Below are 13104 nucleotides of genomic sequence, written 5' to 3' on the forward strand. Positions count from 1 at the left end.
TTATGACTGAGCCCGATATCCACGCCGTAAAACAGTTCCTGCTCTCCCTGCAGGACAAGATATGCCAGCAGCTTTCCGCCCTTGATGGCGCTGTCTTCCAGGAAGACAACTGGCAGCGAGAAGGCGGCGGCGGCGGGCGCAGTCGGGTTTTGCGCGGCGGTGCGGTGTTCGAACAGGCTGGCGTTAACTTTTCTCACGTTCACGGCGACGCCATGCCGGCGTCGGCCACGGCCCACCGTCCGGAGCTGGCGGGCAGAAGCTTTCAGGCGATGGGCGTTTCGCTGGTGGTACACCCGAACAACCCTTATGTGCCAACCAGCCACGCCAACGTGCGCTTCTTTATTGCCGAAAAACCAGGTGCCGATCCGGTCTGGTGGTTTGGCGGCGGCTTTGACTTAACGCCTTATTACGGCTTCGAAGAAGATGCGGTGCACTGGCATCGCACAGCGCGCGACCTGTGCCAGCCGTTTGGTAACGACGTCTTCCCTCGTTATAAAAAGTGGTGTGACGACTACTTCTTTATCAAACACCGCAACGAGCAGCGCGGCATTGGCGGGCTGTTCTTCGACGATCTGAATAAGCCAGACTTTGACTACGGCTTCCGCTTTATTCAGGCCGTTGGGCAGGGGTATCTGGACGCCTATCTGCCGATTGTTGAACGCCGCAAAGATACTCCGTTCGGCGAGCGCGAGCGGGACTTCCAGCTCTACCGCCGTGGGCGTTATGTAGAATTTAATCTGGTGTGGGATCGCGGCACGCTGTTTGGCCTGCAAACCGGCGGGCGAACCGAATCGATTTTAATGTCGATGCCGCCGCTGGTGCGCTGGGAGTATGACTACCAGCCAGAAGAAGGCAGCCCGGAGGCTGCCCTGTATCGTGATTTCCTGCCGGTGAAGGAGTGGGTGTAGCTTTAGATTCTTTACCCTCACCCTAACCCTCTCCCTAAAAGGGAGAGGGAACAGATTCCGTACTGTGCTGCCTGTTGTTTTCCCCCTCGCCCCTCTGGGGTGAGGGGGCGTTCAGTCACAGCGGTGCGGTTTGCGCCTCCACAACCGCCAGCGCCACCATATTCACAATGCGGCGCACCGAAGCAATCGGCGTCAACACGTGAACCGGCTTCGCCACCCCCATCAGGACTGGCCCTACAGTCACCCCTTCAGAACTCGACACGCGCAGCAGGTTGTAGCTAATACGCGCCGCCTCAACGTTCGGCATGATCAGGATGTTGGCAGAGCCTTTCAGCGGGCTATCCGGCATACGCTCATGGCGAATACTTTCTACCAGCGCGGCATCCCCGTGCATCTCCCCGTCAATTTCCAGGTCAGGCGCACGCTCGCGCACCAGATCCAGCGTTTTGCGCATCTTGCAGGCCGCTTTGCTGTTGGAGGAACCGTAGTTGGAGTGGGACAGCAGCGCAACTTTCGGCTCAATGCCGAAGCGACGCACCGTTTCCGCCGCCAGCAGGGTGATTTCCGTCAGCTCTTCCGGCGTTGGGTCATCGTTCACATAGGTATCCGCGATAAAGGTGTTGCCGCTCGGCAGCAGCAGCGCGTTCATCGCCCCGGCAGCCTTCACGCCTTCACGGTAGCCAAACAGCTTCTCTACCACGTCAAAGTGCTCGTGATATTCGCCAATTGTCCCGCATATCAGCGCATCCGCTTCACCGCGATGCACCATGATCGCCCCGATCACCGTGGTGTTGCTGATCACCGCCCGCTGCGCCTGCTCCTGGGTAATCCCACGGCGCTTCATGATGTTGTAATACTCGTGCCAGTACTCTTTGAAACGCGGATCGGACTCGTTATTCACGATCTCAAAATCTTTGCCCGGCTGAATTTGCAGGCCCAGCTTTTTGATACGCATTTCGATAACGCTTGGGCGACCAATCAGGATAGGCTTCGCCAGCCCCAAAGTGATCAGCTCCTGCGTGGCATGCAGCACGCGGGCCTCTTCCCCTTCACTTAACACCACGCGCTTCGGCTCTTTGCGCGCCTGGGAGAAGATCGGCTTCATAAACAGGTTAGTTTTGTAGACAAACTCTTCCAGCTTCTCGCTGTAAGCATTGAAATCCTGAATCGGGCGCGTGGCCACGCCGGAGTCCATCGCCGCTTTAGCTACCGCAGGGGCAATTTTCACAATCAGGCGTGGGTCAAAAGGTTTAGGAATGATGTATTCCGGGCCGAACGTCAGTTCCTGCTCGCCGTAAGCAGAGGCCACCACGTCGCTTTGTTCAGCGTGAGCCAGCTCGGCTATCGCATGCACCGCAGCCAGCTTCATTTCTTCGTTAATAGCCGTCGCGCCCACGTCCAGCGCGCCACGGAAGATGAACGGGAAGCACAGCACGTTGTTCACCTGGTTCGGATAGTCCGACCGGCCGGTACAGATAATGGCTTCCGGACGCACTTCTTTCGCCAGCGGCGGCAGAATTTCCGGCTCAGGGTTAGCCAGCGCCAGAATCAGTGGCGCTTTGCCCATTTTCTTCACCATCTCCTGGGTTAGCACTTTCGGGCCGGAGCAGCCAAGGAAGATGTCCGCGCCTTCAATCACGTCGTCCAGCGTCCGCTTGCCGCTGTCCTCGACGGCATAGGCAGCTTTGGTTTCGGCCATGTTCTCTTCACGGCCTTTATAGATAACGCCCTTCGAGTCGCAAACCACGATGTTGTGTTTTTGCATTCCCAGCGCAACCAGCAGGTTCATACAGGCGATTGCCGAAGCCCCTGCGCCGGAAACCACCAGCCGCACATCGGTAATATTCTTTTCAACCACGCGCAGGCCGTTCAGCACCGCGGCGGTACAAATAATCGCGGTGCCGTGCTGGTCATCGTGGAACACTGGAATGTTCATGCGCTCGCGCAGCTTCTGCTCGATATAGAAGCACTCAGGCGCTTTGATATCTTCCAGGTTGATGCCGCCAAAGGTTGGCTCCAGCGCGGCTACCACGTCGATAAGCTTGTCCGGATCCATCTCATCAATTTCGATATCGAAGACGTCGATACCGGCGAATTTTTTAAACAGGACGCCCTTACCTTCCATGACCGGCTTGCCCGCCAGCGCGCCGATATTGCCCAGCCCGAGTACCGCAGTGCCGTTAGAAACCACGCCCACAAGGTTGCCGCGTGCAGTGTATTTGTAAGCGGCAAGCGGGTCCTTTTCAATTTCAAGACAAGGTGCCGCTACGCCAGGCGAATACGCCAGCGCCAGGTCACGCTGGGTAGCAAGGGGTTTGGTCGGAGAAACCTGGATTTTCCCCGGAATTGGAAACTCATGGAAATCGAGGGCACTTTGCTTCAGTTGTTCATCCATTGCATCGTTCCTTTTTGGGTCTTCTTTATTGTTACGTTAGCCGCCTAGTATCACGCGGGCACGTTTCGCAAACTTTGAAGGTAGCCATACTATTAAGATTAGGCGTGATTATTGTTAGCTAACTATAGAACCAATGTTAGCGGCTGCCCCGTCATCGCCCCCATCTGCTATGCTTTTGGGTTATGCAAAGCATTAATTTTCACGGCGAGCGACACGGAACGCTCAGGTAAGACGTTGCTTTTTCAAGGAGATAGTAATGAATCAGTTAGACAGCATTAAACAGTACACCACCGTGGTTGCCGACAGCGGTGATATCGACTCTATTCGCCACTACCAGCCTGAAGACGCCACCACCAACCCTTCACTGTTGTTAAAAGCCGCAGGGCTTGAGCAATATCAGCCGCTGATTGATGATGCCCTGGCCTACGGCAAACAGCGTGGCGGCAACAGGGAGCAAATTGTGGCCGAAGCCAGTGACAAACTGGCGGTCAATGTCGGTGCGGAAATTCTGAAAAGCATTCCGGGTCGCGTGTCCACCGAAGTGGATGCCCGTCTCTCCTACGACAAAGAAAAGAGCATCAGCAAGGCTCGTCGCCTGGTGGAGCTGTACGCCGAGCAGGGGATCGATAAATCGCGCATTCTCATCAAGCTGGCGTCAACCTGGGAAGGCATCCGCGCGGCGGAAGAGCTGCAAAAAGAAGGCATCAACTGCAACCTGACGCTGCTGTTCTCTTTCGCTCAGGCGCGTGCCTGTGCGGAAGCGGGCGTTTTCCTGATCTCCCCGTTCGTGGGCCGCATTTACGACTGGTATCAGGCACGTAAACCGATGGATCCGTATATCGTTGAAGAAGATCCGGGCGTGAAATCCGTGCGCAATATCTACGACTACTTCAAGCAACATAACTATGAAACCATCGTGATGGGTGCCAGCTTCCGTCGTAAAGAACAAATCCTTGCGCTGGCGGGCTGCGACCGACTGACCATCGCCCCTAACCTGCTACAACAGCTGCAGGACAGCGAAGAAGAGGTTGTCCGTAAACTGATTCCTTTCTCACAGGGCTTCCGTCGCCCGGCACCAATGAGCGAAGCGGAATTCCGTTGGGAACATAGCCAGGATGCTATGGCCGTGGAAAAACTGGCCGAAGGGATCCGCCTGTTCGCCATAGATCAACGCAAACTGGAAGACCTGCTCGCCGCCAAACTTTAACAAGACCTGGAGTGAAACATGTCATCACGTAAAGAGCTTGCCAACGCCATTCGCGCCCTCAGTATGGATGCGGTCCAGAAAGCCAATTCCGGCCACCCCGGAGCGCCCATGGGCATGGCCGATATCGCCGAGGTGCTGTGGAATGATTTCCTCAGCCATAACCCGTCTAACCCGCACTGGGCCAACCGCGACCGCTTCGTGCTGTCGAACGGCCATGCGTCGATGCTGCTTTACAGCCTGCTGCACCTGAGCGGCTATGACCTGCCGCTGGAGGAGTTGAAAAACTTCCGCCAGCTTCACTCCAAAACGCCCGGTCACCCGGAAGTGGGCTATACCCCCGGCGTGGAAACCACCACCGGCCCACTGGGCCAGGGGTTAGCCAACGCCGTGGGGATGGCGATTGCCGAGCGCACGCTGGCCGCGCAGTTTAACCAGCCGGGCCACGACATCGTTGACCACTACACCTATGTGTTCATGGGCGACGGCTGCCTGATGGAGGGGATTTCCCATGAAGTCTCTTCCCTGGCCGGGACGCTGGGCCTGGGCAAACTGATTGGCTTCTATGATCACAACGGGATTTCCATCGACGGGGAAACCGACGGCTGGTTTACCGACGACACGGCCAAACGCTTCGAGGCCTATCACTGGCACGTGATCCATGAGATTGACGGCCACGACCCGGCGGCGCTGAAAAAAGCCATTAAAGAAGCCCAGAGCGTGAAGGACAAACCGTCCCTCATTATCTGCCGCACCGTGATTGGCTTTGGTTCGCCAAACAAAGCGGGCAAAGAAGAGGCTCACGGCGCGCCGCTCGGTGAAGAAGAAGTCGCCCTGGCCCGCAAGCAGCTTGGCTGGAAATACCCACCGTTTGAGATCCCAAAAGAGGTTTATCACGCCTGGGATGCCAAAGAGGCTGGCGAAAAAGCAGAAGCCGCCTGGAAAGAGAAATTTGCCGCTTACGCAAAGGCACACCCTACCCTCAGCGCCGAATTTAAACGCCGTACCGAAGGTAAGCTGCCGGATAACTGGCAGAAAACGGCCCAAAGCTACATTGAACAACTGCAGGCGAACCCGGACAAAATCGCGACCCGCAAGGCTTCGCAAAATACTCTTAACGCCTTCGGCCCGTCGCTGCCGGAACTGTTGGGCGGCTCCGCCGACCTGGCCCCAAGCAACCTGACAATCTGGAAAGGTTCGAAGTCGATTAAAGAGGACACCGCCGGGAATTATATCCACTACGGCGTACGTGAATTCGGCATGACCGCCATTGCCAACGGTATCGCGCTGCACGGCGGCTTTATCCCTTACACCGCCACCTTCCTGATGTTTGTGGAGTACGCCCGTAATGCGGCGCGTATGGCGGCGCTGATGAAAGCGCGGCAGATCATGGTTTATACCCATGACTCCATCGGCCTTGGGGAAGATGGTCCGACTCACCAGGCCGTGGAGCAATTAGCCAGCCTGCGCCTGACGCCAAACTTCAGCACATGGCGCCCTTGCGATCAGGTTGAGGCCGCAGTGGCCTGGAAATCCGCGCTTGAGCGCCAGACCGGCCCAACTGCGCTGATCCTGTCTCGCCAAAACCTGGCGCAGATGGATCGTACGCCTGAGCAACTGAAAGCCATCAGCCGCGGCGGATATATTCTGAAGGACAGCGACGGCAAGCCGGATCTCATCCTGATTGCCACAGGCTCTGAGATCGAAATTACCGTTGAAGCCGCGGCAGCATTGAGCAAAGAAGGGCATAAAGTGCGCGTCGTGTCGATGCCATCCACCGACGTTTTCGATTCTCAGGATGAGGCGTATCAGGAATCCGTTCTGCCTTATGCCGTCCGTGCCCGCGTTGCGGTAGAGGCCGGTATTGCCGATTACTGGTACAAATACGTCGGCCTCAAAGGCGGGATTGTAGGTATGACAACCTTCGGCGAATCCGCCCCTGCTGGGAAGCTGTTCCCGTTCTTTGGCTTTACGGTAGAAAACATCGTAGCCACGGCGAAAAAATCACTCGGCAAGAAATAGCCTTACTCTGCCAGCCCTCTCCTTCCGGGAGAGGGTTTTCTTTTTTCAATGAGCCAACCTATTTGGTGACCCACAGCGTCGGCCAGCCGCCCGCTTTATGCCAGCCATCACAGGCGGGCTCTTCCGCATAGCGAACCAGTCGAAAACGCTGCCCATCAAAGCGCCAGCGCGTGGCCACCCCGCAATCGCCGGGCCCGCGCCCTTTTGCCAAAGTCGTTAGCTCTTTGCTGTGCACATCAAATCCAGCATTCATCAGTTCAAGTTCGGTGCTACCGCTGTCCGGCATAAAGGGTAACCGCAGGTGAATCGTCCTGGCGACAAACGGCTTTTGCCGGGAGATGACCCAGGCCAGAGACACCACGTTATAGGCGCCTGCTTCACAGCTGGTCAGCATCAGCGCTTTGTCGTCGGTCAGAGGGAAAACGCGCACTTCCCGGCGCTGTGGATCGAGTGAACACTGGCTGTTATTCATTCGCCATGTGCCGTAATCCAGCAAGTCGTTCAGTTCATCGTGTGAAAGCGGCGTTGATGCGGCCGTTGCTGCAGCCACTTCTTTCAGCGGCGGAGCCGGAGGCACGCTAAGCGGAGGCCCGTCACCTTTTTTAATCCACGCGGTTTCGCTGCCAATACGTTTTTGCTGGCTGTCGATAAACAGCAGCGCCGCTTTGAGTCCGCTGAGTGAAATGATGCCCATGCCGTCGGCAAGCGTAATTTTATCGCCGTTCACAATAGCGTTTAACAGAGCGTTAATCGCCTCCGGATTATTGGTCATCAAATGGTGAGGGGACACTTTCCATTCGTTGGGCTGGATAACGAGGGGCGTATCGTCGAGCCGCAGCCGCGGTGCTACAGGCGGGACTTTGACATCCGCACTCTCCATATTCCCCAGGTCGATGCGCAAACTAGCGTCAGTGCGAGCTCCGGCTCCCCGGGTAATCGTCATCACCAGCCCCTGATGCAGGCCAGTATTACGAGTGCTGCAAAAGTTCTGGTTATTGCAGGTTACCTGCCAGTCGGAAAACTGCTTTTGTGCCGGGGCTGCAAATGCAGCATTCGCCACCAGCAGTGCAAGCATGAGTAAGGAGGATATCCGATAGAACATTGAAGGCTGCCCTAAGAAGCGAAGCGTGAAAAACGTACGATGGTGCGACGTATATTCGGCCCACGAGACAGCCTGCTCAATCGGATTTGTCGGATAGCTTTATCGCAATATTAAAAATCACAATAACCTGATTTTATGGAGTTTTACCCCATAACATTGCGTAACTGTAGCTGTTGCAGCAGTATCACGGTCTTACCGTCGCGAATCTCACCGTTCTTCACCATCGCCATCGCCTGGCTAAACGGAATTTCCAGCACGTCGATATCTTCATCTTCCACGCCGCCGCCGGCCCCTTCTCTCTGAGCCTCGCTGTATTCCGCCAGATAGAAATAGACGATTTCGGTCACGCCGCCGGGAGACATATACAGCTCAAAGACTTTCTCAACTTCACCCACCTGAAAGCCCGTTTCTTCCATCGCCTCTTTGCGGGCGCAGACTTCCGGCTCATCGGCATCCAACAGCCCGGCACAGGCTTCTATCAGCATGCCGTCTTCATTCCCGTTAACCCAGGTCGCGACGCGGAACTGGCGTGTTAGCACCACGCTTTTCTTTTCGCGGTTATAAAGCAGAATGGTCGCCCCGTTGCCCCGATCATAAACCTCGCGCTTATGGCGCACGCTTTCAGCCCCGTTACGAGACAGGTCATAAGTAATATTGCGCAGGATGAAGTAGTTATCAGACAGGACTTTATCTTTGATGACTTCAATACGTAACGACATACGGTCTCCACAAGGCGGTAAGGGAGCCGATAATCATATGATGTTCTGTGAGCGTTGTCGCGCGGCGTTAGGTGTGTTTTTAGTGGGGTGATTTTCTTTATGTTAACCAGGAGTGGTTCCGTTCACTTATCGCTCAGCCCCCCTCACCCCGGCCCTCTCCCCAAAGGGAGAGGGAGAAAACAGGTGACAGAGAGTTTTTTTCCCCTCTCCCTTCCAGGGAGAGGGTTAGGGTGAGGGTAAAAAAAACCAGCAGCGATGTTGCGGTTTAAAACAGTGCTGAACATAAAGCAAGGCACCGTTCCGGCTTAAATCGCCTCAGTTTTCTCAAAACCCCGCCTCAACCTCTCGCATATCCGGCAGCTTATGCGCTATCCCTTTATGACAATCAATACAGGTTTTTCCGTCTTTGATCGCCTCATCGTGCATTTTGGCCGCCACGGTTTTCTGCGCGGTGAAATCCATATAGTCGAAGTTATGGCAGTTTCGACACTCCTGGGAGTTGTTGTTTTTCATCCGTCGCCACTCGTTTTGCGCCATCGCCAGGCGGTGATCGTCAAACTTCTGCGGCGTGTCTATCAACCCAAAAGCCTTAGCGTACAGTTCCTTGCTGGCCTGAATTTTACGGATCATTTTCGGCACCCATTCGTGCGGCACATGGCAATCCGGGCAGGTGGCGCGCACGCCGCTGCGGTTGTTGTAATGCACCGTGCCCATGTACTCCTCATACACGTTATTGCGCATTTCATGGCAACCGATGCAGAACTCTTCGCGGTTGGACATTTCCATCCCGGTGTTGAAACCGCCCCAAAAAATTATCCCGGCAGCAAAGCCGATGAGCAGCAACGTGCCGAGCGCTAACCGGCTCGGCCTGCGCCACCACTGCCACACGCGCTTAATGATGCCGGGTTGACGAGTTGATTTATCCATAACTTATTTCCCAAACCCTTTGGATGGCTCGAAGGTATTTTCAACAATCGGGGCAACATCTGCCTGAGGCACGTGGCATTGCAGACAGAAATAGCGGCGAGGTGCCACGTTCGACAGTACTTTGCCGTCGCTGTCCATAAAGTGCGTTGGGCTGACGCGCGGAGCCCCCGTGGTACGGTAACTTTCAACGCCGTGGCACTGCAGGCAGCGGTTGCTGGTCGGCGTCACCTGGTAGCCGTCCACGCTGTGCGGGATCATCGGCGGCTGGTTAACGTAGTTCAGCGCCATACGTTGCTGCTGCTTTGGCATCAGCACGGCCCCTTCCGGCGTGCCGGACACTTCAGGCGATTGCTTGAGATCCACGCCATTTGCCGCCCAAAGCGCCCCGCTGACAACCAGAGTGAATGCCGCTCCCCATTGAAACAACGCCTTCATCAGGCCTTGGTTATTCATGATTTAGCTCCCAGGCTCCATCGAATTGTTATTCTGAAAACACCCTTCGGACATTTAGCTATGCCGCGACCGAAGGGTATTGCGCGTTACACCTTCGCCAGCTTGACGGCGCACTTCTTGAAATCCGCCTCTTTAGAGAGCGGGTCGGTGGCGTCGAGCGTCAGGTTATTCACCAGTTGCGCGGCGTCAAAGAACGGCATGTAGACCAGGCCCCGGGGCGGCTTATTACGGCCACGAGTTTCGACGATGGAAACCACTTCCCCACGACGAGAAATCACCTTCACCTTGTCGCCACGGCGCAGACCGCGCTCCTGGGCATCCAGCGGATGCACAAACGTGACGGCCTCAGGGAAAGCACGATGCAGTTCCGGCACGCGACGCGTCATGCTGCCGGTATGCCAGTGCTCGAGCACGCGCCCGGTAGACAGCCACAGGTCGTACTCCTGGTCCGGGACTTCTGCCGCAGGCTCGAACGGCAGCGCGAAGATCACCGCTTTTCCGTCCGGTTTGCCGTAAAACTTGAAGCCTTCCCCGGCCTTAACGTACGGATCGTGGCCCTCGCTGTAGCGCCACTGGGTTTCTTTCCCGTCAACCACCGGCCAGCGCAATCCCCTGGCTTTGTGGTATTCATCAAACGGGGCCAGATCGTGCCCGTGCCCGCGGCCAAAGCTGGCATATTCCTCAAACAGGCCTTTTTGCAGGTAGAAGCCCAGCTCGCGGGATTCGTCGTTTAGCTGCTCCGCTGCCAGCTCGGTCAGCGGGTATTGACGCACTGCATCGCTGGCGAACAGCACGTCGAACAGGGTTTTGCCCCGGTATTCTGGTTTTTTCTCGAGAAGATCGGCAGGCCAGACATCCTCTACCTTGAAGCGTTTCGCGAAGGTCACCAGTTGCCAGAGATCCGACTTCGCCTCGCCCGGTGCGCTAACCTGCTGGCGCCAGAACTGCGTGCGGCGCTCGGCGTTGCCGTAGGCCCCTTCTTTCTCCACCCACATTGCCGTCGGCAGGATCAGGTCCGCCGTCAGCGCGCTGATGGTTGGATAAGGATCGGAAACGATGATGAAGTTGCGTGGATCGCGCCAGCCCGGCATACGCTCTTCAGTGATATTCGGCCCGGCCTGCATGTTGTTGTTGCACATCACCCAGTACACGTTGAGCTTGCCGTCTTTCAGCGCCCTGTCCTGCGCCACTGCGTGCAAACCCACTTTGGCTGGAATAGTACCGGCGGGCAGCTGCCAGGTTTTTTCGACGATTGCCCGGTGTTTTTCGTTGGTGACGACCATGTCTGCCGGTAAGCGGTGTGCAAAAGTGCCCACTTCACGCGCAGTGCCGCAGGCGGATGGCTGCCCGGTCAGCGAGAACGGCCCGCAGCCCGGCTGAGAGATTTTCCCGGTCAGCAGATGCAGGTTGTAAACCAGGTTATTCGCCCAGACGCCGCGCACGTGCTGGTTAAAGCCCATCGTCCAGTAGGAGATCACTTTCTTGTTCGGGTCAGCGTAGAGCTTCGCGAGCGCTTCAAGCTGGTCTTTCGGCACCCCGCTCATTGCAGCGGTTTTCTCCAGCGTGTACTCGGCGACAAACGTTTTGTATTCGTCGAAGCTCATCGGCTCGGATGCATCAGACCCCGGATTCTTCGCGGCCTTTTCCAGTGGATGCGTCGGGCGCAGCCCATAGCCAATATCCGTCACGCCGCGTCGCAGGTTAACGTGCTGCTTAAAGAACGACTCGTTCACCGCATTGTTCTGAATGATGTAGTTGGCGATGTAGTTCAGGATGGCCAGATCGCTTTGCGGCGTGAAGACCATACCGTTGTCCGCCAGCTCGAAGCTGCGATGCTGGAAGGTCGACAGTACGGCAACCTTGACGTTTTCATCGGAGAGGCGACGGTTAGCGATGCGCGACCAGAGCACCGGGTGCATTTCCGCCATGTTGGAGCCCCAAAGCACAAAGGCATCAGCCTGCTCAATATCGTCATAGCAGCCCATCGGCTCATCCATGCCGAAGGTGCGCATAAAGCCCACAACGGCAGACGCCATGCAGTGGCGCGCGTTCGGATCGATATTGTTAGAACGGAAGCCCGCCTTAAACAACTTGGCGGCGGCGTAGCCTTCCCAGACCGTCCACTGACCGGAACCAAACATGCCGATGCCGTCCGGGCCTTTCTCTTTCAGGGTGGCTTTGAATTTCTCTTCCATCACGTCGAAGGCTTTTTCCCAGCTTATCGGCTGGAACTCACCCTCTTTGTGGTACTGCCCGTCTTTCATGCGCAGCAGCGGCTGAGTGAGACGATCTTTTCCGTACATGATCTTTGGCAGGAAGTAGCCCTTAATGCAGTTCAGCCCTCGGTTGACCGGTGCTTCAGGGTCGCCCTGGCTTGCAACGACGCGGCCATTTTGGGTCCCTACCAGCACGCCGCAGCCGGTACCGCAGAAGCGGCACGGGGCTTTATCCCATTTAATGGCATCAGGTTTACCTACCACTGCACGAGCCACGCTCGGTGCGCTGAGGCCCGCCGCCGCGGCAGCTGCGGCAACGGCATTTGCTTTCATAAAGCTACGACGACTGAGTTTCATGGTGCTTCCTCACCTTGTTCATTCTGCTGGTGATAAACCAGCGACACCGCCAGCACGCCGGAGATATTGCGTGCCCGCTCAATTTGTTCCAGCAGCGTGTTGCTTTCGGCGGCCTCAATAACCACCGCAAGTTTGCCGCTGTCGATATCGTCAACCGCAACCTCGCTGCCCGGCAGCGAGTTGATCGCGCTGCGTACGGCAGCAACATGTTCAGGTCTGGCCTGAACCACCAGGCCGCATACGTGCCAGTCAGTGTGCATTTTGTGGCCTCAGGGTGATGGCTGACGTTGGGCAACCGGCAACACAAGCGCCGCAGCCGTGACAGGCAGACGAAAAGATCTGTGGACGGGAAACGTCCTGCAGAGTGGGGATAAACCGAATGGCCTGCGGTTCACAGGCATCTTCACAGCTGCGACATTCCACCTGGTGCCAGGCCAGACAGTTTTCGCCGAGCTGTAATGTCAGTGCCCAGGGTTGAGCTGATTGCGGGGCAAAAAGCCGCTGTGGGCAGGCGTCCGCGCACGCATAACAGAAGGTGCACTCACCCCGGTTAAAGTCGATTTCAGGATAGCCGCCCTGGCCACGACGAAGCACCCGGCTCTGACAGGCTGTAACGCAGCTATCGCAGCGCGTGCAGTCCAGAAGAAAATGGTTTTCATCGCCGCTCCACGGAGGGCGAATGGTGGGAGTAGAACTGTGCCAGCCCCCGGTCAGCAGGCCGCGACGGGTCAGTTTAGCCATTGGGCAGATCCTTGCTCAAAATGCCCGGCAAGATCGCCACCGGGTAGAAACGTTATTCTT

The 13104-nt window shown here is 56.6% G+C and carries 11 protein-coding genes; 3 read left to right on the forward strand and 8 right to left on the reverse strand.

Annotation, left to right across the window (positions count from 1 at the left end; genetic code table 11):
- The first annotated feature begins 2 nt into the window (after nucleotides 1-2).
- Nucleotides 3-908: an oxygen-dependent coproporphyrinogen oxidase gene (gene hemF, locus LH23_RS21950; RefSeq protein ID WP_039295825.1), complete on the forward strand. Its 906-nt coding sequence runs from the start codon at nucleotides 3-5 to the stop codon at nucleotides 906-908.
- 115 nt (nucleotides 909-1023) lie between these two features.
- Here the strand turns inward: hemF and maeB are convergent, their stop codons facing one another.
- Nucleotides 1024-3303 (reverse strand): NADP-dependent oxaloacetate-decarboxylating malate dehydrogenase, encoded by a 2280-nt coding sequence (gene maeB / locus LH23_RS21955; protein ID WP_008459558.1) that lies wholly within the window; start codon nucleotides 3301-3303, stop codon nucleotides 1024-1026.
- Between the two features lie 256 nt (nucleotides 3304-3559).
- On the opposite strand from maeB, the gene tal reads away from it, so the two are divergent.
- The gene (gene tal, locus LH23_RS21960; RefSeq protein ID WP_039295828.1) at nucleotides 3560-4510 is read left to right on the forward strand and encodes a transaldolase; all 951 of its coding nucleotides are present in this window, start codon (nucleotides 3560-3562) and stop codon (nucleotides 4508-4510) included.
- 18 nt (nucleotides 4511-4528) lie between these two features.
- On the forward strand, nucleotides 4529-6529 hold the full coding sequence (gene tkt, locus LH23_RS21965) for a transketolase (RefSeq protein WP_039295830.1): 2001 nt from the start codon (nucleotides 4529-4531) through the stop codon (nucleotides 6527-6529).
- Nucleotides 6530-6587: 58 nt separating this feature from the next.
- Here the strand turns inward: tkt and LH23_RS21970 are convergent, their stop codons facing one another.
- The 7 genes from LH23_RS21970 to napF form a co-directional block, all read right to left on the reverse strand.
- Nucleotides 6588-7631, reverse strand: a complete 1044-nt coding sequence (locus tag LH23_RS21970; protein WP_039295833.1) for a DUF1176 domain-containing protein — start codon at nucleotides 7629-7631, stop codon at nucleotides 6588-6590.
- A 143-nt stretch (nucleotides 7632-7774) separates the two neighbouring features.
- Nucleotides 7775-8350, reverse strand: a complete 576-nt coding sequence (gene nudK, locus LH23_RS21975) for a GDP-mannose pyrophosphatase NudK (RefSeq protein WP_039295836.1) — start codon at nucleotides 8348-8350, stop codon at nucleotides 7775-7777.
- A 324-nt stretch (nucleotides 8351-8674) separates the two neighbouring features.
- Nucleotides 8675-9277: a cytochrome c-type protein NapC gene (gene napC, locus LH23_RS24135; protein WP_008460173.1), complete on the reverse strand. Its 603-nt coding sequence runs from the start codon at nucleotides 9275-9277 to the stop codon at nucleotides 8675-8677.
- Nucleotides 9278-9280: 3 nt separating this feature from the next.
- Nucleotides 9281-9730: a nitrate reductase cytochrome c-type subunit gene (gene napB, locus LH23_RS24140; protein WP_039295839.1), complete on the reverse strand. Its 450-nt coding sequence runs from the start codon at nucleotides 9728-9730 to the stop codon at nucleotides 9281-9283.
- An 86-nt stretch (nucleotides 9731-9816) separates the two neighbouring features.
- Nucleotides 9817-12303, reverse strand: a complete 2487-nt coding sequence (napA, locus tag LH23_RS21990) for a nitrate reductase catalytic subunit NapA (RefSeq protein WP_039295841.1) — start codon at nucleotides 12301-12303, stop codon at nucleotides 9817-9819.
- Nucleotides 12300-12563, reverse strand: coding sequence for a chaperone NapD (gene napD, locus LH23_RS21995; protein WP_039295845.1), 264 nt, complete (start codon nucleotides 12561-12563; stop codon nucleotides 12300-12302). The genes napA and napD overlap by 4 nt, the downstream gene beginning before the upstream one ends.
- Nucleotides 12553-13044: a ferredoxin-type protein NapF gene (napF, locus tag LH23_RS22000; protein WP_039295848.1), complete on the reverse strand. Its 492-nt coding sequence runs from the start codon at nucleotides 13042-13044 to the stop codon at nucleotides 12553-12555. Before napF ends, napD begins: the two co-directional genes overlap by 11 nt.
- Between the last annotated feature and the right edge of the window lie 60 nt (nucleotides 13045-13104).

It is taken from the genome of Cedecea neteri, from assembly GCF_000758305.1.
Lineage (GTDB): Bacteria > Pseudomonadota > Gammaproteobacteria > Enterobacterales > Enterobacteriaceae > Cedecea > Cedecea neteri_C.